Origin of the sequence: Herbaspirillum sp. AP02 (assembly GCF_015767275.1) — a bacterium.
Taxonomy (GTDB): domain Bacteria; phylum Pseudomonadota; class Gammaproteobacteria; order Burkholderiales; family Burkholderiaceae_D; genus Herbaspirillum.
The window spans coordinates 1-21294 of the sequence record NZ_JADWMY010000001.1 but is presented as its reverse complement, the minus strand read 5'-3'; the positions used below and the strand labels follow the sequence as shown (position 1 = coordinate 21294).

General features: G+C 60.3%; 15 protein-coding genes and 3 tRNA genes. 6 read left to right on the top strand and 12 right to left on the bottom strand.

The window, feature by feature from the left end:
• Positions 1–11: 11 nt before the first annotated feature.
• On the bottom strand, positions 12–1796 hold the full coding sequence (locus tag I5R65_RS00090; protein ID WP_180670873.1) for a CHASE3 domain-containing protein: 1785 nt from the start codon (positions 1794–1796) through the stop codon (positions 12–14).
• A 418-nt stretch (positions 1797–2214) separates the two neighbouring features.
• Between I5R65_RS00090 and I5R65_RS00085 the strand changes: the two genes are divergently transcribed.
• The 5 genes from I5R65_RS00085 to I5R65_RS00065 all read left to right on the top strand — a co-directional run bounded on the left by I5R65_RS00085 (position 2215) and on the right by I5R65_RS00065 (position 7241).
• Positions 2215–2703, top strand: coding sequence for a spore coat U domain-containing protein (locus tag I5R65_RS00085; RefSeq protein WP_231395011.1), 489 nt, complete (start codon positions 2215–2217; stop codon positions 2701–2703).
• A 307-nt stretch (positions 2704–3010) separates the two neighbouring features.
• On the top strand, positions 3011–3727 hold the full coding sequence (locus tag I5R65_RS00080; protein ID WP_231395010.1) for a molecular chaperone: 717 nt from the start codon (positions 3011–3013) through the stop codon (positions 3725–3727).
• Positions 3724–6024, top strand: a complete 2301-nt coding sequence (locus tag I5R65_RS00075; RefSeq protein ID WP_180670871.1) for a fimbria/pilus outer membrane usher protein — start codon at positions 3724–3726, stop codon at positions 6022–6024. The genes I5R65_RS00080 and I5R65_RS00075 overlap by 4 nt, the downstream gene beginning before the upstream one ends.
• A gap of 26 nt (positions 6025–6050) precedes the next feature.
• The gene (locus I5R65_RS00070) at positions 6051–6533 is read left to right on the top strand and encodes a spore coat U domain-containing protein (protein ID WP_180670870.1); all 483 of its coding nucleotides are present in this window, start codon (positions 6051–6053) and stop codon (positions 6531–6533) included.
• Positions 6534–6740: 207 nt separating this feature from the next.
• On the top strand, positions 6741–7241 hold the full coding sequence (locus tag I5R65_RS00065) for a spore coat U domain-containing protein (RefSeq protein ID WP_180670869.1): 501 nt from the start codon (positions 6741–6743) through the stop codon (positions 7239–7241).
• 242 nt (positions 7242–7483) lie between these two features.
• Here the strand turns inward: I5R65_RS00065 and I5R65_RS00060 are convergent, their stop codons facing one another.
• The 11 genes from I5R65_RS00060 to I5R65_RS00010 form a co-directional block, all read right to left on the bottom strand.
• On the bottom strand, positions 7484–10087 hold the full coding sequence (locus tag I5R65_RS00060; protein ID WP_180670868.1) for a 2-oxoglutarate dehydrogenase E1 component: 2604 nt from the start codon (positions 10085–10087) through the stop codon (positions 7484–7486).
• 246 nt (positions 10088–10333) lie between these two features.
• The gene (locus I5R65_RS00055) at positions 10334–11968 is read right to left on the bottom strand and encodes a methyl-accepting chemotaxis protein (RefSeq protein ID WP_180670867.1); all 1635 of its coding nucleotides are present in this window, start codon (positions 11966–11968) and stop codon (positions 10334–10336) included.
• A gap of 445 nt (positions 11969–12413) precedes the next feature.
• A tRNA-Asp gene (locus I5R65_RS00050) sits at positions 12414–12490 on the bottom strand.
• 25 nt (positions 12491–12515) lie between these two features.
• Positions 12516–12591 (bottom strand) — tRNA-Val (locus tag I5R65_RS00045).
• Between the two features lie 49 nt (positions 12592–12640).
• Complete coding sequence (locus tag I5R65_RS00040) at positions 12641–12913, bottom strand: HU family DNA-binding protein (RefSeq protein ID WP_102663817.1); 273 nt, start codon at positions 12911–12913, stop codon at positions 12641–12643.
• 309 nt (positions 12914–13222) lie between these two features.
• Entirely contained in the window at positions 13223–15631 is a 2409-nt protein-coding gene (gene lon, locus I5R65_RS00035; RefSeq protein ID WP_180670866.1) for an endopeptidase La, read from the bottom strand.
• A 291-nt stretch (positions 15632–15922) separates the two neighbouring features.
• Complete coding sequence (gene clpX / locus I5R65_RS00030; protein WP_180670865.1) at positions 15923–17188, bottom strand: ATP-dependent Clp protease ATP-binding subunit ClpX; 1266 nt, start codon at positions 17186–17188, stop codon at positions 15923–15925.
• 260 nt (positions 17189–17448) lie between these two features.
• A complete protein-coding gene (gene clpP / locus I5R65_RS00025) occupies positions 17449–18075 on the bottom strand; it encodes an ATP-dependent Clp endopeptidase proteolytic subunit ClpP (RefSeq protein WP_006463922.1) in 627 nt (208 codons plus the stop codon).
• Between the two features lie 51 nt (positions 18076–18126).
• Positions 18127–19476 (bottom strand): trigger factor, encoded by a 1350-nt coding sequence (gene tig, locus I5R65_RS00020; RefSeq protein ID WP_180670864.1) that lies wholly within the window; start codon positions 19474–19476, stop codon positions 18127–18129.
• Between the two features lie 275 nt (positions 19477–19751).
• Positions 19752–20255 (bottom strand): CreA family protein, encoded by a 504-nt coding sequence (locus I5R65_RS00015; RefSeq protein ID WP_102663815.1) that lies wholly within the window; start codon positions 20253–20255, stop codon positions 19752–19754.
• Positions 20256–20387: 132 nt separating this feature from the next.
• Positions 20388–20582 (bottom strand): DUF1653 domain-containing protein, encoded by a 195-nt coding sequence (locus I5R65_RS00010; RefSeq protein WP_006463925.1) that lies wholly within the window; start codon positions 20580–20582, stop codon positions 20388–20390.
• Positions 20583–20786: 204 nt separating this feature from the next.
• On the opposite strand from I5R65_RS00010, the gene I5R65_RS00005 reads away from it, so the two are divergent.
• Positions 20787–20873 (top strand) — tRNA-Leu (locus tag I5R65_RS00005).
• Positions 20874–21294: the final 421 nt, after the last annotated feature.

Genomic DNA, 21294 nt, shown 5'->3' with positions numbered 1-21294 from the left:
ATCATGGCGCTTCAGCGCACATCACCCAGGCTGGGCATGACACCCTTGCGCGGCAGCGAAAAATAGAAACTCGCGCCCACCTTGGGGGTGCTCTCGGCCCAGACCCGGCCGGTGTGGCGGATCACGATGCGTTGCACCAGCGCCAGCCCGATGCCGGTGCCCGGATATTCTTCCTGGCGATGCAGGCGCTGGAAGGTGCCGAACAGCTTGTGCACATAGCGCATGTCGAAGCCCACGCCATTGTCATGCACGCCATAGATGTATTCCTCGGGGCCGACCTCCATGGTCACCCGCACCAGCGGCTGATCGTTCTTGCTGCTGAACTTGACGGCATTGGACAGCAGGTTTTCCCAGACCTGGGTGATCAGGCCGCGATTGGCCACGGCGCCTTCCAGCGGCGCGACCTCGAACTGCACGGTCGGGTTTTCCTGGCGCAGGCCGGCGATGACCTGGCCCACCACCTCTTCCATCGAAAAACGCTGCAAGGTCAGTTCACCCGTGGTGGACTTGGCCAGCTTGAGCAGGTCGTTGATCAGTTCATCCATCTTGCGCACGTTGCGGCGAATCACCTGCAACTGTTCCCGGCCCTTTTCGTCGATCACGCTGGCGTAGTCTTCCTCCAGGATCATGGCGTAACCGGAAATGGCGCGCAGCGGAGCACGCAAGTCATGCGAGACGGAATAGGAGAAGCTTTCCAGTTCCTTGTTGACGCTATGCAGGTGCTGGGCCTGCCGCTCCAGGTCGGCATTGAGGGCCTCGATTTCGTCCTCGGCGCGCTTGCGCTCGGAAATGTCATAGATGACCGTGCGGCTGATCAGCTTGCTGTTGTCGCGGCTGGGGATGGCCGTGGCATTGACCAGGGCCGTGAATTCACTGCCATCGGCGCGGCGGAAGTCGAGGTCGATGCCGTTGATCTCACGCTTCAACAGGAATTGCGGATGCAGCTCGCGCTGGTAACGTTCGGCGCTGACCGGCGCCAGCAGATCGAGCTGGGTCATGCGGCCCACTACCTGCTCGCGGGTATAGCCCAGCCACTTGAGTTCGGTGTCGTTGATCTTGATGATGGTCTTGTCGCTCTCGTCGACCGAGTGGTAACCACAGGGGGCGTTGTTGTAGAGGTCTTCGATCTCGTCGGAATAGGCCTGGGCGCGCTGCTGCGCTTCCACCCGCCGGGTCATTTCGCGTCGCAGCTTGCTGTAGACCATCACCAGCAGGGCGATGCTGAGCAGGCTGCCGCTGACGACCATCATGATGGTCAGGCTGGCGCTGGCCGCCGTGTCGCGGGCACGCTTGGCCAGCAAGGCATTCTCGTTGCTCTTCATCTCCTCGAAACCGTTGCGGATGCGGTCGCTCAGGTCCTTGCCTTCCAGTACCCGCTGACGACCTTCATCGGGGCTCAGCTCCATCAGCCGGCGCGACTGGCTGATACGCTGGGCCACCAGGTCTTCGATACGGGCGAGCAATTGCAACTGCTGCTGGTTGTCGCCCAGCAGGCTGCGCAGGTCGCGCAGCAGCGTATCTACCTGCCTTACCCCGGCTTCGAAGCTGGCCTGGTATTCCCGGTTGCCGGACAACGCGTAACCACGCGAGCTGCTGACAGCGTCGCGCACGGTCGAATTGGCTTCTTCCAGCTTGTTGATGACGGTATGGCTATGCTGCAGCCGGACCGCGCGCTGCTCGAAATCGCGCACGCTGTAATAGGAAAACGCCGCCACGCCCAGCGACAGCAGCAGGGCCAGCAAGAAGAAGATGCCGGTACTGGCGCGCGCCAGCCCGCTTTGTCTAGTTATCGGCATGTATCACATGGTCACATCGGTTACTTTTCATTGGCTTACTGGTCACGTCGTGCGCTTGACAGGCGGTTACCTGCATGCCCAACCGAAACGAGCACTTGCAAAGCGGTGCACGCGTTCAGGCAGGGTCTTTTCACAGGTTCGCCGGTCCAGGCGCGCAGCGATGCGGCGCTCGACACCCCACAGCCCCTTCGGCAACAGGCTGCCTTGGGTAGGTCTCCTTGCTGTCTGCAGTGATGCCGGAATGTGACGATCTGGCATCAATTGTTTTCTTTCTGTCAGCAAATGGAAGCAAACTCTTCAAATTTGCAGAAAAACGTGTTGCTTGTCTGCACCTTTGACACTGCTTTATAAGTAAATATTCGAATTAATTCTATAATAGATTCCAGCTTTTACAGTCATTCGCCGGCATCGCATCATGATGAAAAAATCCACTGCCCTCTTCCTTGCAGCCGGCCTGCTGCCCGGCCTGAGTCTTGACGCGCTGGCCGTCTCCACCACAGGCCAGCTCGACATCAGTGCCATCGTCCCCACGCAATGCGTGGTGCAGAGCGCCGCCCTGCCCTTTGGCGTGTATTCGTCCGGAGCACTACAGCAGAATGCCCAGATCGGCGTCGCCTGTTCCGCCGGCACCAGCTACACCGTGAGCCTGGATGCCGGAACCGGTGCTGGTGGCAATGTCGCCAGCCGCAAGCTGTCCACTGCTGACGGTGCCAATTCGCTCAATTACGGCTTGTATCAGGATGCTGCGCGCACCCGGACCTGGGGCAACAGCAGTGGCAGCGAGACCGTGACCGGCGTGGGGACTGGTACGGCCCAGAACCTGCCGGTCTACGGCTACATTCCAGCCGGTCAGACCGTTCGCGCGGGCAGCTATAGCGACGTGGTTGCCATTACCCTGTCTTACTGAAGCCGCTCGCCCAATGGCCGTCGATACGATGGCCGTGGTCAATCAATTGCCTCTCACCGCAGCCGATGATGGCGCGACCTCTCCTTCGAGGTCGCGCCATTTTTTCATGATCTCCGTACGTCAACACGTACTTCTCCCGCCCAGACACTCAACTTACAGCAAAGAAATATTTAACTTTTAGTCAAATTTTGTGGCTGCGTCGCAACTTTTTGTTTTACCTCTCACGTTTTCGTTTTACTCTAGCAAAAAATTGACAAATACCTGACAACCAGAATGGAGATTTCGTAGCGTGACGAGATCAGAATCCATGTTGTGGCGGCTCGCACGTCTCTGTGCGCTGGGCTGCCTCATGACGGCCGGGGGATGGCAACAAGCACAGGCCTCCAATTTCGAGATCGCTCCGGTAGTGCTGGAGCTGTCCTCTTCACGCACGGCTGGCGTGATCAAGATCGTCAATAACGACAACCATAATGTGTCGTTGCAGATCCGCGCCTTCGACTGGAACCAGGTCGATAGCAAGGATGATCTCCAGCCGACGCAGAACCTGATCATCAGCCCGCCAGTATTCAACCTGGCACCGGGCGCATCCCAGGTGATCCGGGTGGTCTCCCGCCAGGCGGCGGGTGCCGGCGAGATCGCCTTCCGTTTGCTGATCGACGAAATCCCCTCGGCAGCCGAGGGGGCCACGATCAATTTCAAATTCCGGATTTCGATGCCGGTGTTCATCGCCCCGGTCACCCCGCCCAAGGTCCAACTTGACTATCAGTTACGTTCAGGCAAGCCGGCGCGCCTGGTGGTGCAGAATGTCGGCAACCGTCGCGCACGGCTGCTGGACCTGGCACTGACCCTGCCCAACGGCAAGAAGATCACCGCCCCGGCAGGCGGCAACCCCTACACCCTCACCGGCATCACGCGCCAATACCTGATCGACACCGAGACCCCGCTTGCCGTGGGCAGCAAAGTCAAGATGACTGCCAACAGCGACGCCGGGCCGATTGATACCGAACTCACCGTGGCGCCTTGAAACGGCTGCTGCGCTGGCTACTCCTGCTGATGCTGGCGCTGCTGGGCGCCACGGCGACCATGGCGCGAGCCGCGGCGGGTGACGACGTGCTGTTGCTGGAGGTTTCCATCAACGGACGCGGTACTGATCTGGTGGCGCAGTTCACGCGTCGTCAGCAGGCCCTGTACGCGACCGCCGCCGAACTGCGCAGTCTCAAGCTGCGCGTGGATGGTGCCGACGACGAACTGATCGCCCTGCGCGCCATCGCTACCGGTGTCGACCTCGACGAGGGCGCTGCCAAGATCAACCTCATGATTCCGGCCCGCTTCATGAACACGACCGATATCGACGCCACCAGCATCGCCAGCCGGGTTCCCTTGTCTGAGGGCGGGCGCGGCGTGGTCTTGAATTACGACCTGCTGGCCTCTTCCAGCCAGAGGCAGCATGCGTTGGGCGGCCTGTTCGATGCGCGCTGGTTCGCCGGCAGCGGCGTGCTCAGTTCGACCGGGCTGGGTTATACCGGCAACAGCGGCGGCGTGTCGGCGCGCCTGGAGACCACTTACACCTATTCCGAACCGGCCAGCCTGACACGTTATCGGCTAGGCGATGTCATCAATGGCAGCCTGGCCTGGAGCCGCTCGGTGCGATTGGGCGGCTTCCAGTACGCTTCGGACTTCAACCTGCGTCCGGACCTGGTGCGTTTCCCCACCCCGTCGCTGGGCGGGGAGACCGTCGTGCCGTCCACCGTGGATCTGTTCGTCAACGGCGTGCGCCAGCTCTCGCAACCGGTACCCCCGGGTCCCTTCGAGATCCGCCAGCCGCCCATTGCCAGCGGCGCCGGCCAGATCGCGGTGGCGGTCACCGACGAACTGGGACGGCAGACCCTGCGCACCATCAACTTCTATGCCACCGATCGCCTGTTGAAACCGGGTCTGTCGTCCTATTCGGTGGAGGGTGGCTGGGTGCGCCGCAATTATGGCTTGCGCAGCAATGACTACGGGCAGTTCGCCCTGTCCGGCACGGCCCGCCAGGGTCTGAGCGACAGCATCACGCTGGAGGGCCATGCCGAGGCCATGCGCAGCCTGAAACTGGCCGGCGGCGGCGCCGTCTTCAACCTGGGCAACCGCGCCGTGCTGGCCACCGCGCTGGCCGCCAGCAGCGGCGACAGCGGCTCGGGCCAGCAGGTTTCTCTGGCCGTTGAACGCAATGCCGATCCGGTGAGCGTGTCATTGACCCGCACCCAGTCCACCCGCCACTACCAGGACATCGGCGCCATCCAGGGAGCACCGGTCTCACGGGCCGCCACCATCGCCACCCTGGGTCTGAACCTGGGGAGCGGCGGCTCGCTGAGCATGGCCTATGCGCGCAGCAAGAGTCCGCTGCTCCTTACCGACACCGGCACCAGCGGCCTGGCCGACAGCGAAACGGTGACCGTGACCTGGTTCAAGTCGGTGGGCAGCAGCGCCAATATGTACCTGACCGGCTACCGCGACTTCCGCAACGGCGGCTACGGGGCCACCATCGGTCTGATCATCCCCTTCGGCGGGCGCGACGTGGCCGGTGCCAGCGTGAGCAACAACAACGGCCAGCGCACCGCCACCCTGCAGGCCAGCCGCTCGACGGTGGCCATCGGCGACTTCGGCTGGCAGCTGCAGGACACCGAAGGCAGCTACCAGCAGCGCATCGCCCAGCTCAACTACAAGAGCCGCTATGGCAGCCTGACCGCCGCCGCTTCGCAGGCGGCCAATGCCACCAGCCAGCGGCTGGGCGCGCGCGGCTCGGTGTCCTTCATGGACGGCGGCAGCTTCGCCTCGGACTGGATCGAGGACAGCTTTGCGGTGGTCAACGCCAGCGGCGTCAAGAACGTGGGCATCTATAACGAAAACCGGTATGCCGGCCGCACCGACGACAACGGCCAGTTGCTGCTGACCGACCTGCGTGCCTACGACGTCAACAAGATCTCGGTGGACGTGCTGGACCTGCCGCTGACGCTGCAACTGGACCAGCCGGACCAGTACATCCGGCCACGTGATCGCTCGGGTGTGGTGGTGCATTTCAATGCACGACGGGCCTCGGATGTCACCATCATCCTCAAGGATGAGACAGGACAGTTCATCCCGCTGGGGGCCAGCATCCGGGTACGCGAGACCGGCTTGCAGGCGCCGGTCGGCTATGACGGCGTGAGCTACCTGCAGGAACTGGCACCGGTCAATACGCTGGACGTCCTGCTGCCCTCAGGTGCGCAGTGTCACGCCACGCTGACGCCACCACCGCGCAGCGAAGGTGGCATGAGCAACGAAGTCGTGATCTGCCGTTGAAGGACGACCGGCATCATGGAGAATACATGAAATCGATCCATCTGCTCCACCCGGCCCTGGCCTGGGTCATCGCACTACTGGCAAGCGCACCCGTGCAGGCGCAACAGATCTGCTCGTCGGCGTCCAACCCGGTGGCCTTCGGGCTCTACGATCCGCAGTCCAGCGCGCATCTGGACAATACCGGCAATATTACCGTGACCTGCCAGGCCACCGTATCGCTGCTGATCGGCTATACGGTCAAGCTGAGCGCCGGCAGCAGCGGTGCCTATGCCTCGCGCAAGATGCTCAGCGGTGCCAACAGCCTGAATTACCAGGTCTATACCGACTCGGCACGGACCTCGGTATGGGGCGACGGCTCGTCCAGTACCGGCTTCATCGCCGATGGCTACCTGCTGCAAGTGCTGACACCGGTGGTGAAGAGCTACACCGTCTATGGCCGGGTGCCGGGCAGCCAGAACGCCAAGGCCGGCAGCTACCTGGATACGCTGACGGTGTTGATCACGTATTGACCCCGTATGGATCCCGTATGGATCCCGTATCGATGTCGTATCGATGTCATGGCGCTTCAGGTTTTCCCTGACGCCGATTGGCAGGGCCCTAGGGAATCGCCGGATGTCGCCAACGACGCCCGGCAATTAAAGTGTCTCCATACCAGCGCTGCACAGGGAAGTTCTTGCAAGGGGCAAGGACGGAGCGGCCAACACCGGAGAAACCAAATGTTTTTTGCCAAGAAGAACCGTTTCGTTGCTGCTTCCATCGCCGCCGTCGTCCTGGCCTCCAGCGCACCTGCTTCCTTCGCTGCCACCGCCAGCGGCACGCTGACCATCAGCGCCTCGGTGGTCGCCGCCTGCACCGTGGTCGGTTCGGCCATCGCCTTCGGCGCCTACACCCAGAGCGTGGTCAACCAGTCCGGCACCATCACCGTGCTCTGCACCAACGGCACGGCCTACAACGTCGGTCTGGATGCCGGCACCGGCACCGGCTCCACCGTCAGCAACCGCAAGATGAGCGCGGCCGGCGGCGGTACCCTGAACTATGCGCTGTACCGCGATGCGGCCCGCACCAACAACTGGGGCTCGACCATCGGCACCGATACCGCCACCGGTACCGGCTCGGGCCTGACCCAGACGCTGACCGTGTACGGCCAGATCGCCGCCGCCCAGACACCACTGGCCGGCGCCTACTCGGACACCGTGACGGTCACGCTGACCTACTGAGACAAGCACGCTGCAGGCGTCCGGCAACCGCATGCCGAAGCGCCTTTGACGCCGGGAATGAGCAGGTGCAGCATGAAACTTACTTGACTAAAGCTTAACTTGCGGACTACAACGTCAACACGACCAGATAACCGGGGAGACCGGAGGGGGTAAGCGGTGCACTTCGCGCAGAAGTGCACCGTTTTTTTTGCCTGCTGGAATCACGCTCTGATGTGGCGCCGATCTGGCCGTGTGTCGGTCGATCAGTCCTGCGCAAACACCGCCTGCATCAGGCTTGCCTGCTGGGCGTAATGACTGGCCTTGGAGGCAGTGGGCCCGGAGGCGGTATCCGGCCGATAGACCCCACGCAGGCGCACCGATCCGGGCAAGGCGGCCTCAATGGCATCGCGCACGCACAACCATGCGCCCTGATTGCGCTCTTCCTCTTGCACCCAGACCACTTCCTGCAGCTGCGGATAGCTGCGCAGGACTTCGCCCAGTTGTGCCGTCGGGAAGGGATAGAGTTGTTCCACCGACAGCAAGGCGGTGTTTCCATCCTGCGCCTTGGCACGCGCATCGTCGAGGTCGTAGCGCACCTTGCCACTGCAGAGCACGACGCGCCTGACCTGCTCCGGCTGCGCAGCGTCCTGGTCGGACAGCAAAGGCTGGAACGTGTCTTCCAGCAAGGCTGCCAGTGGCGAACTGGCACGCGGCTCCCCATGCAGTACCGACTTGGGCGTAAAGACCACTAGCGGTCGGTCCGCATGCAGGGCCTGGTCGCGCAGGAGATGGAACCACTGCGCCGAACTGGAGGGATAGGCCACCCGGATATTGTGATCCGCGCACAGCAGCAGCATGCGACTGAGATAACCGGTGGAGTGCTCCGGCCCCACCCCTTCGTAACCATGCGGCAGCAGCATCGTCAGTGCTGATGCATAGCCCCACTTGCCGCGTCCGGAGGTGACGTACTGGTCGATCATGATCTGGGCGCCGTTGACGAAGTCGCCGAACTGGGCTTCCCAGATCACCAGCGAGTCCGGGCGCGTCTGCACGCTGAAACCATATTCGAAACCGACCACCGCCTCTTCACTCAAGGGCGAGTCGATCACTTCCAGGCTTGCCCCGGGTGAGGCGACTTCGCGCAGTGGCCAGAAGGATTGCTGCTGCGCCTGTGCCTCATCGACTGCATGCCACACCGCATGGCGTTGCATGAAGGTGCCACGCTGCACATCCATGCCGGAAATGCGCACGCCATGACCAGCCCCCAGGAGCGAGGCATAGGCCATGTTTTCTGCGAAATTCCAGCTGCAGGGATGCTCCGGCGCGACCACGCTGTGCTGCCACTGCGCCACCAGCTTGACGATGGCCGGATGGGGGGTGAAACCCGCCGGCAGACGCGTCATCCGCTCCACCCATTGCCGCATCTGGTTCAGGGTCGGTGCTGCGTTTTCACTCGGGTGCAGCACCGCCGACGGCGCCGATGCGCGCGGGATGCCTGCTGCCCCTGCGGGCTCGGCACGACTGGCCCGGAAGGCTGCCAGCGTCTGTTGGGCGCTGGTTGCCAACAACGCTGCACCCTGGTCCGAACCTGGCCAGCCGGCCTGGGCATAAAGCTGGGTTACCGAGGGATGCTTCTCGATGAAGCCATGCAGCAACGGCTGGGTCACGGTGGCCGTATCCTGTTCGGCATGGCCCCAGCGACGATAGCCGACCAGGTCGATGATCACGTCGGCGTGGAATTGCATGCGGTAGTCAAAGGCGATGCGGGCAGCGCGCAGCACGGCCTCAGGCTGGTCGGCGTTGACGTGCAACACCGGCGCGCCGACGACGCGGGCGATATCAGTGCAATAACCGTGATTCTCCGGGTCCAGCGGGTTGGGCGTGGTAAAGCCGATCTGGTTGTTGACGATCACGTGGACCGTGCCACCCACGTCATAGCCAGGGTGCTGGGCCAGCTTGAGCGACTCCATCACCACGCCCTGGCCGCAGAAGGCGGCGTCGCCGTGGATGACTACCGAGGCAGGTGGTGCTGCCTGCGGGTGACTGGCGCGGTAGCCGCGGGCCATGCCCAGCAGGACCGGATAGGCGCTCTCCAGGTGCGAGGGGTTGTGCGCCAGGAACAGACCGACCTGGCCCAGCGCGGTCGGGCGCACGGTCTCGGCGCCCAGGTGGTAAGGCAGGTCCACCGCGCTGGCGGCCGCCAGGGTGGTACGGCTAGGGTCGAAGTAAGCCACGATCTCGGCCGCCGGCATCTGCATCAGGTTCACCAGCAGGTTCAGGCGCCCACGATGCGGCATGGCGAAGAACAGCTTGTCCAGCTGGTAGAAGCTGCAGCGCTCCACCAGGGTATCCATCAGCAACAGCAGGCTTTCGCAACCTTCCAGGGAAAAGCGCTTGGCCTGGGGATAGTCTTGCTGCAGATAGTGCTCCCACTGCTCGGCTGCCGCCAGGCGGGCCAGGACGGCTGCCCGTTCTGGCGCATCCGGCTCGGCACCGGGGTCGCGGGTACCAAGGCGCGCCAGCAGCCACTGGCGGCGGGGCTCGTCGCGCACGCCGCTGCAATCCATTGCCAGCGGGCCGCAAAACAGCCGGCTCAGGTGATGGGTCAGTTCCTTCACATTGGTCAGGCCCAGGCCTTCGAGGAAGCGGTGCTGCGCCAGGGCGATATCCTCGTCCTCCAGTGCGTGCGTCTGCGGCAGGAGGGCCGGAATGTCCGGCACCGAGATCGTGCCCAGCGGATCGATGTCGGCGATGCGATAGCCCTCGTTGCGGTAGGCATCGATGAAGGACTGGATGCGGGCGTGCGCCAGGGCCTGGCGCGCGGTAAGGGAAGTCTGGTCGAGCGAACTCGGGGAATGAAGTGTCATGGCGAACCTTTCTGGGCAAGTACGCAGACATGTCGCATCAAGATCGAGATCGAGATCGCCGACATGCCCTGGACGGAAAAGACGATGGCTGCGTCCGCACCCGCAGAACCGTTGCCGGGCCCTGGCGGGCGCGGCAATATCCCGGGATGGGACTGCTTGTTCTTGTCACGACCGGCCGTCAATGGCCGGCCGCGGTCTCCTCGCGGATCCTCTTACCACACTGCGTTCACACAAAAATGGGAAGCCCTAGCCCTGGATCAGGGACAGTTCGGGCTGGATGATCTTTTCGCGCACGCCGCCGCGTGCCGCACCGGCATAGCCACCATGGGCGATCAGTTCGCTCAGGCGGAAACGTCCCATCAGCGCCGAGAGTTGCTCCGCCTGGGCCTGCAAGGCCTTGGAGGCGGCGGCGTTCTGCTCCACCAGGGCGGAGTTTTCCTGGGTCATCTGATCCATCTGGCTGATGGCCTGGTTGATCTGCTCGATGCCTTCGCTCTGCTCCTTGCTGGAGGCGCTGATATCGGTGATCAGGTCGGTCGCATGCTTGATGCTGGCGATGACTTCATCGATGGTGGCCACGGTCTGTTCGACGATGGTGCTGCCGGCCTTGACGTGACTGACCGAACCTTCGATCAGGGACTTGATTTCCTTGGCAGCTACCGCGCTGCGTTGTGCCAGCCCGCGCACCTCGCTGGCCACCACCGCAAAGCCGCGACCATGTTCGCCAGCGCGGGCCGCTTCGACTGCCGCGTTCAGGGCCAGCAGATTGGTCTGGAAGGCGATGCCGTCGATCACGGCAATAATGTCGGCGATCTTGCCCGAGGAGGTGCTGATGGCGCTCATGATGTTGACCACCTGCTCCACCGAGGCGCCGCCGCGCACGGCCACGTCCGAGGCCGAGACAGCCAGCTGGCTGGCCTGCAGGGCATTGTCGGCATTCTGGCGCACCGCCGAGGTCAGCTGTTCCATGGCGGAGGCGGTTTCTTCCAGCGAGCTGGCCTGCTGCTCGGTGCGGTCCGACAGACTCAGGTTGCCCTGCGCCAGTTCGCGGGCAGCCATATCGATGGCCGAGGTACCGTTGCGCACGTTGGAGACGGTGTCATGGAGGTTATCGCTCATGTGCTGCAGCGCTTGCAGCAGGCGGCTGATCTCATCCTTGCCATTGGCCTGCAGACGGTAGGAAAGGTCACCCTGGGCCACGGTCTCGGCCAGCATCACTGCATGCCGTACCGGGGCGGTGATGGAACGCGTGATCAACAGACCGATCACCGACGCCAGCACCACAGCCACGGCCGACAGCACCAGCATCTGGATCACGGCCATCCGACCTTCGTCGGCGGCCTGGTTGGCATCAACCACCATTTCGCTGGCCAGCGAATTGACCATCTTGTCGACCATGACGAAGTAGTTCAGCTGGAGCTTGGACATATCGCCCTGATACAGCGTGGTGGCGGCGGCACGGTCTTCGCTCTTCATCAGTTCGAAGAACTTGCGCACTGCCACGCCATAGGCCGAGCGGGCGGTCGTCTGCTCCGCGTAGAGGGCCTTGGTCTTGTCGGTATCGAGCATGCCTTCGAGCTGCTTGTAGGCATCGGTATTGGCCTTGCGCAGACCGGCGTATTCGTCCATGTACCTGGCCGAGGCTTCCGGCGTGGCCGCCAGCAGGATGTTGCTCAGTACCGCGTTGGCCTTGTAGCCATTGTTCTTGATCTGGTTGCTCAAGGCGATGAGCTGGTACTTCTCGTTGACGATGCTGTTGATTTCAGCGTTGTTGGAAGACTGGTTCCTGATCCCGACCGTGGCGGTCACCACGATCAACAACAAGACCACTGCAAATGCGGCGCCCAAGCGGACGCCAATATTGAAATTGGCGAGCTTCATCGCTACCCCCTGTTTATCCCATTAGATGCCAAACGTGCGTCACCGCCGGAGAGCGACCATGGGGTCGCCGTCCTCTTGCTGTCACTGCACTTCATGCGAATCCGCTACTGCATCTCGGTGGGTTCTTCATACATCTTTGGGGAGCGGTTCAAGCCCTCTTCCTCGGCCTGTGTGACAGGCCGGGTTCCCTCAAAAACATTATTGCGCCCCGGTGTGTGCCGGTCTCCTGTTTTGAGAAACTGCAAATTCTGGCTTAGTGTAAGCATTTCCAGAGGGAAATAGTACGGGAAACTCAAATTTTTTCTAGCGTGTAGCGTAATCTTCCCAATCGGCAACTGTGTCTTTTCCAAATAGGGGTAGGCGTGCTAGAGATACGTCTCCTTGCCTCCACAATTTTTTGCGCAAAAACAAAAACGCCCCGTTCTTGCGAACGAGGCGTTTTATCTGGCGGAGCGGACGGGGCTCGAACCCGCGACCCCCGGCGTGACAGGCCGGTATTCTAACCAACTGAACTACCGCTCCTAAACTGGTGCCGACTGCAAGATGCTGGTGGGCGCTGAGAGGCTCGAACTCCCGACCTAAGCCTTGTAAGGGCTCCGCTCTACCAACTGAGCTAAGCGCCCGGCAACCTTGACAGTCTCGTTGCTGAGTTACCCCTGCAACGAAAGAACATTATTTTATAGCATCTTTTAATGCTTTGCCAGCTTTAAATTTGGGTACTTTCGATGCCTTGATCTTGATGGCAGCACCGGTCTGGGGATTGCGTCCAGTACGGGCCGCGCGCTTGCCGACGGCGAAGGTGCCGAAACCCACCAGGGTCACCGTGCCGTTCTTTTTCAGCGTGGTCTTGACTGCACCAATGAATGCGTCCACTGCACGTCCAGCCGCTGCCTTGGAAATATCCGCTGCACCGGCAATGTGTTCTATCAGTTCGCCTTTATTCACTTACGCCCCTCGAACAAGTATTTGATCTGTTTGATTTCAAACGACAGTGCCCGGCTCCGACCAATCTCGACCGAGCCCCGCTCACCGTCGATTGCCTTACGGAAAAATTCCGCAGCGGCTATTAAACAAGCCGCATCTTCAGGTGTCAAGCGGGTTTCCGGCGTTGACGCGATTTTCAGTGAGGATTTTTTACTTCATCCTGCCTGCCAAGAAAATGAATGATCCAGTCAGGCGAAAAAAAAAGCGCCTCGCGAGAGGCGCTTTGCGATCAGCTGTGCAGTGAACTACCGGCACAGATGGTCAGACATATCAGTGCTTGACCACGGGATCGGTCTTGTCTTCCTTGGCGGCCACGGCAGTGTCGACGATGGCCTCGTCTTCACTCAGTGGCACAGGCTGACGTTCCAGGGCAACTTCGAGCACCTTGTCGATCCAACGTACCGGGATGATCTCCAGCTTGTTCTTCACGTTGTCGGGAATCTCGGCCAGATCCTTCACATTCTGCTCGGGGATCAGCACGGTCTTGATGCCACCGCGATGCGCCGCCAGCAGCTTTTCCTTCAGACCGCCGATGGGCAGCACTTCGCCGCGCAAGGTGATCTCGCCCGTCATCGCCACGTCAGCACGTACCGGAATGCCGCTGAAGATCGACACCAGCGCCGTCGTCATCGCGATACCGGCGGACGGACCGTCCTTGGGTGTCGCGCCTTCCGGAACGTGGATGTGGATGTCGCTCTTCTCGAACACTTCGTTCTTGATACCAAGCTTGCGGGCACGGCTGCGCACCACCGTGCGAGCGGCTTCGATCGATTCCTTCATGACATCGCCCAGCGTACCGGTACGGATGATCTGCCCCTTGCCGGGCATGTTCACCGCTTCGATGGTCAACAAGTCGCCACCCACTTCCGTCCAGGCCAGGCCAACCACCTGGCCGATCTGGTTTTCCTTCTCGGCGATGCCGAAGTCGAAGCGACGCACACCCAGGAACTTGTCCAGATTGCGCGAGGTAACGGTGACCTTCTTCTCCTGCTTTTTCAGCAGCAGCATCTTCACGACCTTGCGGCAGATCTTGGAGACTTCGCGCTCCAGCGAACGCACGCCAGCCTCGCGGGTGTAGTAGCGAATGATGTCGCGGATGGCCGATTCGGCCACGCTGATCTCGCCTTCCTTCAGGCCGTTGTTCTTGATCTGCTTGGGCAACAGGTAGCGCTGCGCAATGCTGGTCTTTTCATCTTCGGTGTAACCCGACAGGCGAATCACTTCCATCCGGTCCAGCAATGCCGGCGGGATGTTGAAGGAGTTCGAGGTCGCCACGAACATCACATCCGACAGATCGAAATCGACTTCGATGTAGTGGTCGGAGAAAGTGTGGTTCTGCTCCGGGTCCAGCACCTCAAGCAGGGCCGACGAAGGATCACCACGGAAATCCATGCCCAGCTTGTCGATTTCGTCGAGCAGGAACAGAGGATTGCGCACACCGACCTTGGACAGGCTTTGCAGGATCTTGCCCGGCATGGAACCGATGTAGGTACGACGGTGACCGCGAATCTCGGCTTCGTCACGCACGCCACCCAGCGCCATGCGCACGAACTTGCGGTTCGTGGCGCGAGCGATGGACTGGCCCAGCGAGGTTTTACCAACGCCCGGGGGACCGACGAAGCACAGGATCGGCGCCTTCAGCTTGTCCACGCGCTGTTGCACGGCAAGATATTCAAGGATGCGTTCCTTGACCTTCTCAAGGCCGTAGTGATCGCCTTCCAGCACCTTCTCGGCATTGGTCAGGTCGTTGTTGACCTTGGACTTCTTCTTCCAGGGCAGCCCGACCAGCGTATCGATGTAATTGCGTACCACGGTAGCTTCGGCCGACATGGGCGACATCAGCTTGAGCTTCTTCAGCTCGGACTGGGCCTTTTCCAGGGCTTCCTTGGGCATCTTGGCGGCCAGGATCTTCTTTTCCAGCTCTTCCAGATCGGCGCCGTCTTCGCCTTCGCCCAGTTCCTTCTGGATGGCCTTGACCTGTTCGTTCAGGTAGTACTCACGCTGCGACTTTTCCATCTGGCGCTTGACGCGACCACGGATGCGCTTTTCCACCTGCAGGATGTCCAGTTCGCCTTCCAGCTGGCCGAGCAGATGCTCGTAGCGCTTGGCGACATTGAAGATTTCCAGGATGACCTGCTTCTGCTCCAGCTTCAACGGCAGGTGCGCGGCGATGGTGTCAGCCAGGCGGCCAGCATCATCGATACCGGACAGCGAAGTCAGGATTTCCGGCGGGATCTTCTTGTTCAGTTTCACATACTGGTCGAACTGCTGCACGATGGTGCGGCGCATGGCTTCGACTTCCGCGTCGTCACCCTGCTCGGACTCCACCGGGGTCAGGTCGGCGACGAAGTGGGTTTCCAGTTCGCTGATGTGATGGATGCGTGCGCGCTGCGCGCCTTCGACCAGCACCTTCACCGTGCCGTCCGGCAGCTTCAACATCTGCAGGATGTTGGCCACGCAACCGATTTCGTAGATGTCTTCGGCCGAAGGCTCATCCTTGGCAGCCGCCTTCTGGGCCGCCAGCATGATGCTCTTGCCTTGCTCCATGGCCGCTTCCAGCGCCTTGATCGACTTCGGGCGGCCGACGAAGAGCGGGATCACCATATGCGGGAAGACAACCACATCCCGTAAGGGCAACAGCGGCAATTGCGATTGTTCTGTGAGTATAGGAGTCGTCATGGCGGGCCTTATCAATAAGTACTGTGAATGATGTTGGCACGAGTGACCAAAACACAAGTCCGGCAGACCAAATATTCACCGGCAGTGCGTTGTCATGATCGCAACAAAATAAAAAAGCCACACACGAAGCTAGCTCCGGGTGGCTTTTCGATGGAAGCCAGGGTATGTGCGCCGGTTTATTTTACCGTGTTTGCGGTGACCGGACTTCGGGGTGGCTTCTTGCTACCGGGTGGCCTGACCTTGCGGACAGCACCACCCTTCTCTACTTCTGTCTGTTGCGAGGCCGGGCGATCAGCCGCCCGAGACCTTGGGCTGGTCGTGATAGATCAGCAGCGGCTTGGCACCGTTGGTGATGGTGTTCTCATCGACCACGACCTTGGCCACGTTCTGCTCGCTGGGCAGTTCATACATCACGTCCAGCAATGCGTGCTCCAGGATGGACCGCAGGCCGCGAGCACCGGTCTTGCGCGCCAACGCCTTCTTGGCGATGGCATGCATGGCGGCCGGACGGATCTCGAGTTCAGCGCCTTCCATCTGCAACAGCTTGGAATATTGCTTGATCAGGGCATTCTTGGGCTCGACGAGGATCTGGATCAGTGCGTCCTCATCCAGTTCGTTGAGCGTAGCGATCACGGGCAAACGGCCGACCAGTTCCGGGATCAGGCCGAACTTGACCAGATCTTCCGGCTCGGCGTTCAGGAGCACTTCCGAATTGCTCTTCTGGGTCTGGCTCTTCACGCTGGCCGAGAACCCGATGCCACCCTTTTCGGAGCGGTCGGAAATGATCCTGGCCAGGCCGTCGAAAGCACCGCCGCAGATGAACATGATATTGGTCGTGTCGATCTGCACGAAGTCCTGGTTCGGATGCTTGCGGCCACCTTGCGGCGGCACCGAGGCCATGGTGCCTTCGATCAGCTTCAGCAGTGCCTGCTGCACGCCTTCACCGGAAACATCGCGGGTAATCGACGGGTTATCCGACTTGCGGGAAATCTTGTCGATCTCGTCGATGTAGACGATGCCCTTCTGGGCTTTCTCGACTTCGTAATTGCAGTTCTGCAGCAACTTCTGAATGATGTTCTCGACGTCCTCGCCGACATAGCCGGCTTCGGTCAGCGTGGTCGCATCGGCGATCACGAAGGGGACGTTGAGCATGCGCGCCAGGGTCTGCGCCAGCAAGGTCTTGCCGGAGCCGGTGGGGCCGACCAGCAGGATGTTGCTCTTGGCCAGCTCGACATCATCCTTCTTGCCGAGGTGCTTCAGACGCTTGTAGTGGTTGTACACCGCCACGGACAGGATGCGCTTGGCAGTAGCCTGTCCGATCACATACTGGTCCAGCAGGTCGGTGATTTCCTGTGGCGTGGGCAGATCCGACTTCGCGCCGGTGACGCTTTCCACGCTGGCGGCTTCGTCACGGATGATGTCATTGCACAGGTCGATACATTCGTCACAGATGAAGACCGAAGGACCCGCGATGAGCTTCTTGACTTCATGCTGGCTCTTGCCGCAGAAGGAGCAGTAAAGCAGTTTTTCGCCGCTGGAGGATTTTTTCTCAGACATAGAGCTACTAGGATAGAAGTTACGACCCGATCATACCCGCGAAATCCGGATTCGTCACGGCTTGGTCATTTAGGCTGCCCCTTATTGCTTCACAGGACCGCCATATGACCGTTATATGTCAGCGAGAGTGCCATTTATCAAGCAAACAGAAGCAGAAAACCCTCTCTGTGCCAAATTCGTCAAAATTTGATAAAAAAATGCCCGAACATGTTCCGTTCGGGCATTTTTTATGGCTTTGCGCTGCAGCAGAAGGATGCAGTTCAAGCGCGTTCGGTCAGCACCTTATCGATCAGGCCATATTCCACGGCGGCGTCAGCCGACATGAAGTTGTCGCGATCGGTGTCCTTGCTGATCTGCTCGACGCTACGACCGGTCTTGTCAGCGAGGATGCTGTTGAGACGTTCGCGCAGGTACAGGATTTCACGCGCCTGGATCTCGATATCCGATGCCTGACCCTGGGCGCCGCCCAAAGGCTGGTGAATCATGATGCGAGAGTTCGGCAGCGAGAAACGCTTGCCCTTGGCGCCGGCGGCCAGCAGGAAAGCCCCCATGGAGGCAGCCAGACCCGTGCACAAGGTCGACACCTGCGGCTTGATGAACTGCATGGTGTCGAAGATCGCCATGCCGGCCGAAACCGAACCGCCAGGCGAATTGATGTACAGGGAAATGTCCTTGTCCGGATTTTCGCTTTCCAGGAACAGCAGCTGGGCGACGATCAGGTTGGCCATCGCATCATTGACCGGTCCGACCAGGAAAATGATGCGTTCCTTCAGCAGGCGCGAATAGATGTCGTAAGCACGTTCGCCACGACCACTCTGTTCGATCACCATCGGCACCATGCCGAGCATTTGCGTGTCCAGTGCAGATTGCTTCATCAGACCTGTCATGTATGCATCCTTAAGCGTAAGAGTTTTCTGATACTACTAGAGAAAACCGGATTACGCTTGCGCCTGATTACCCATCAGTTCGTCGAACGAAACCGGCTTTTCCGAGACCTTGGCCTTGCCGAGAACGTAGTTGACGACGTTTTCTTCCAAAACAAGGGCTTCGACTTCGGCCAGACGGCGACGGTCGGAGAAGTAGTACTTCAGCACTTGTTGCGGGTCTTCGTAGCTTTGGGCGAAGTCTTCGATCTGGGCCTTGACCTGTTCTTCGGTGGCTTCCAGCTTGTTCTGCTTGACCACTTCAGCCAGGATCAGACCCAGGCGCACACGACGCTCGGCCTGGGCGGTGAACAGTTCCTTGGGCAGTTGCATGACCTTCGGGTCCATGCCGCGCTGGGCCATGTCCTGACGTGCCATTTCGGACAGACGCTCGACGTCCTGGTCGATCAGAGCGGTCGGCACGTCCAGTTCGGAAGCCTTGATCAGGGCGTTCATCACGCTGTCCTTGGTCTTGGCCTTGGTGCGGGCAGTGACTTCGCGCTCCAGGTTCTTCTTGATGTCTTCGCGCATCTTGATCAGATCGCCGTCTTCGATGCCCAGGGATTGAGCGAAGACTGCATCGACTTCAGGCATGTGCGCCCATTCGATCTGCTTGACGGTGATGGTGAATTCGGCGGTCTTGCCGGCCACATCCTTGCCGTGGTAGTCCTCGGGGAAGGCCAGCGGGAAGGACTTGGATTCACCGACCTTCAGGCCGATGGTAGCGGCTTCGAATTCCGGCAGCATGCGGCCTTCGCCCAAGACGAACGGGAAAGCATCAGCCTTGCCGCCCTGGAATTCCACGCCGTCGATCTTGCCGACGAAGTCCACGGTCACGCGGTCGCCGTTCTGGGCCGACTGGTCGGCACCGCCGTCGCCGTGCGCGCCTTGCTCGCCCTTGACGTGGTAGTGCACGCGCTGCTTGCGCAGGATGTCGATGGTCTTGTCGATTTCGGCATCGGAGACCGCAGCGGTGGTCTTTTCGACTTCAGCGCCGGACAGGTCGCCCAGGGTCACTTCCGGATAGACTTCGAAGGTGGCGTCAAAGGCCAGCTTGCCTTCGCCGGCTTCTTCGCTGGTCTTGGGTTCGATACGCGGGAAACCGGCCACGCGCAGGTTGTTCTCGACGGCGGCATCGTTGAATGCGCGGCCAACCTTGTCGTTCAGGACTTCGGTTTCGACCTGGTAGCCGAACTGGGCGGCAACCATCTTCATCGGCACTTTACCCGGACGGAAACCCGGCGCCTTGGCGGTACGGGCGCGCACCTTCAGGCGCTTTTCCACTTCAGCCTGAACATCGGCCAGCGGGAAAGACAGGGTCATACGACGTTCGAGTTTGCTCAGGGTTTCGACTGCAGTTGCCATTTAAATCGTCCAAATGTTAAGAATTCCGTAAGCCGGAGCATTCCTGCTGTGTCCCAATCAAATGACTGCAGACGACAAGCGCCCTGCCCGGCCGCGCTAAAGCTCGCTATTTTATACGCAAAAAGCGCCGATAGTCCAAAAATGGGCTTGCCACGCTGCAAACAGAGGGAAAACCCGGGCAAAGCCCGTCCGACCAGCCTCCAGGCGGACTCCGGCGAAGCCCGCAGAGGCCGCAATGAGTACCCGGCCAGCCCATGTATAAAGAATTTAGCGAATTATTTCTGTTTCAGTGGAATCGGGGTCGAGGGAGACACCGGTACGGCCGTCACGGCGTTCATCGGACTGCCATCGATGAGCTTGTCGGAATAGGTCAGATAGACCAGCGTATTGCGCTTGGCATCGACCACCCGCACCACATGCAGACGCTTGAAGAGGATCGACATGCGCTCGCTGAAGACATCCTCCTGGACCGGCAGCTTGTCCTGGAACTGCACGCTGGGCGCCACCTGGCGGCAGGCGATGGAGGCCTCGGACTTGTCTTCCGCCAGTCCCACCGTTCCCTTCACGCCGCCGGTGCGGGCCCGGGACACGTAGCAGGTCACGCCGACCACCTTGGGATCGTCATAGGCCTCGATGACCACGCGGTCGTTCTTGCCCAGCCAGCGGAAAGCCGTGCTGACATCGGCCAGTTCTTCCGCCGAAGCCGGCGGCGCAACAGCAACAGCGAGAAGCGCCGCGGAAAAGGCCACACCGGCCCGCAGGCATACTTGAAGATTCATATGAAATGATGAAAAGCTGAATAAGTTAAGGGAAGGTTCTGCAAATAGACCGACAACGCCGAGCATTGTTCAGCTTCACCGCTCCGCGACACAGCTTTGCATCGCTTTTGCCATCCAGACGTCGGGCTTGCCTCATTCCTCGATCTTCTGAAAGCGCGGCACCTGCTTGCCCTCCACCTCCACCATCTCGAAGAACACCTCGCGCGGGCGCAGCCACAAGCGCCCATCCGCCGCACGATAAATGATCATGGGAGTCAGATCAGCTTCCAGAATGGCCTCATCGACATATTCGTAAATGCCGCCCTTGTAATGACGATAGCGTGTCATGCAACTCCCGGTCCGTGATAAGCCAGCCGGCATGGTACTACCGATGGATTCGCAGCAGAAAATGTCCGCGCAGAAAAACGCAGACAGCTGCAACGGCTTGCAGTACAATGGCGCGCTTTGACAAAATGCTACCTGCATCGGTAGCGGCAAATCTGCGGCAAACCTGCTTCCAGACTGCTATCGCGCCGATGCCCGACACCTTCAGCGAGGATGGCGAAATTGGTAGACGCACCAGGTTTAGGTCCTGACGCCAGCAATGGTGTGGGGGTTCGAGTCCCCCTCCTCGCACCAGACAAATCCTTTAAAATCAATAACTTAAAGATTTAGGATTGTCATTATTTTGGGTATTTTGGGGCTGTTTTGGCATTGTAATGCCGACATAATGACAGCCTAATCCCTCTCTCGTACGCCGATCATGCATTGGCGTTTTCACCGGAAATTTTGACAACCATCAAAACTATGGCCAAGCAAATGGGCCACAAGGGTTGGACATTGATTTCTAGCGGGAAACAAAGCTGCGGAGATGTTTTGGGTCGCTTATTAAATGCAAGCCATAATGAATTGTGCCCTCACCGATATGCTGGATGTTGAATTGCATCGAAAACTGACCCACTTAAGCCAGAAATTTGCATCCTAAGTTGACCCATGTTTAGACCACAATCCTGCTCAAGACAGCGAGCGGGAGAACGGAGTGATAAACGTGGCCCTACTT

Excerpts from the sequence above, each read along its gene's own strand:
- I5R65_RS00090 (WP_180670873.1), bottom strand. The coding sequence starts at position 1,796 with ATGCCGATAACTAGACAAAGCGGGCTGGCGCGCGCCAGTACCGGCATC.
- I5R65_RS00085 (WP_231395011.1), top strand. The coding sequence starts at position 2,215 with ATGAAAAAATCCACTGCCCTCTTCCTTGCAGCCGGCCTGCTGCCCGGC.
- I5R65_RS00080 (WP_231395010.1), top strand. The coding sequence starts at position 3,011 with ATGTTGTGGCGGCTCGCACGTCTCTGTGCGCTGGGCTGCCTCATGACG.
- I5R65_RS00070 (WP_180670870.1), top strand. The coding sequence starts at position 6,051 with ATGAAATCGATCCATCTGCTCCACCCGGCCCTGGCCTGGGTCATCGCA.
- I5R65_RS00065 (WP_180670869.1), top strand. The coding sequence starts at position 6,741 with ATGTTTTTTGCCAAGAAGAACCGTTTCGTTGCTGCTTCCATCGCCGCC.
- I5R65_RS00060 (WP_180670868.1), bottom strand. The coding sequence starts at position 10,087 with ATGACACTTCATTCCCCGAGTTCGCTCGACCAGACTTCCCTTACCGCG.
- I5R65_RS00055 (WP_180670867.1), bottom strand. The coding sequence starts at position 11,968 with ATGAAGCTCGCCAATTTCAATATTGGCGTCCGCTTGGGCGCCGCATTT.
- lon (WP_180670866.1), bottom strand. The coding sequence starts at position 15,631 with ATGACGACTCCTATACTCACAGAACAATCGCAATTGCCGCTGTTGCCC.
- clpX (WP_180670865.1), bottom strand. The coding sequence starts at position 17,188 with ATGTCTGAGAAAAAATCCTCCAGCGGCGAAAAACTGCTTTACTGCTCC.
- clpP (WP_006463922.1), bottom strand. The coding sequence starts at position 18,075 with ATGACAGGTCTGATGAAGCAATCTGCACTGGACACGCAAATGCTCGGC.
- tig (WP_180670864.1), bottom strand. The coding sequence starts at position 19,476 with ATGGCAACTGCAGTCGAAACCCTGAGCAAACTCGAACGTCGTATGACC.
- I5R65_RS00015 (WP_102663815.1), bottom strand. The coding sequence starts at position 20,255 with ATGAATCTTCAAGTATGCCTGCGGGCCGGTGTGGCCTTTTCCGCGGCG.
- I5R65_RS00010 (WP_006463925.1), bottom strand. The coding sequence starts at position 20,582 with ATGACACGCTATCGTCATTACAAGGGCGGCATTTACGAATATGTCGAT.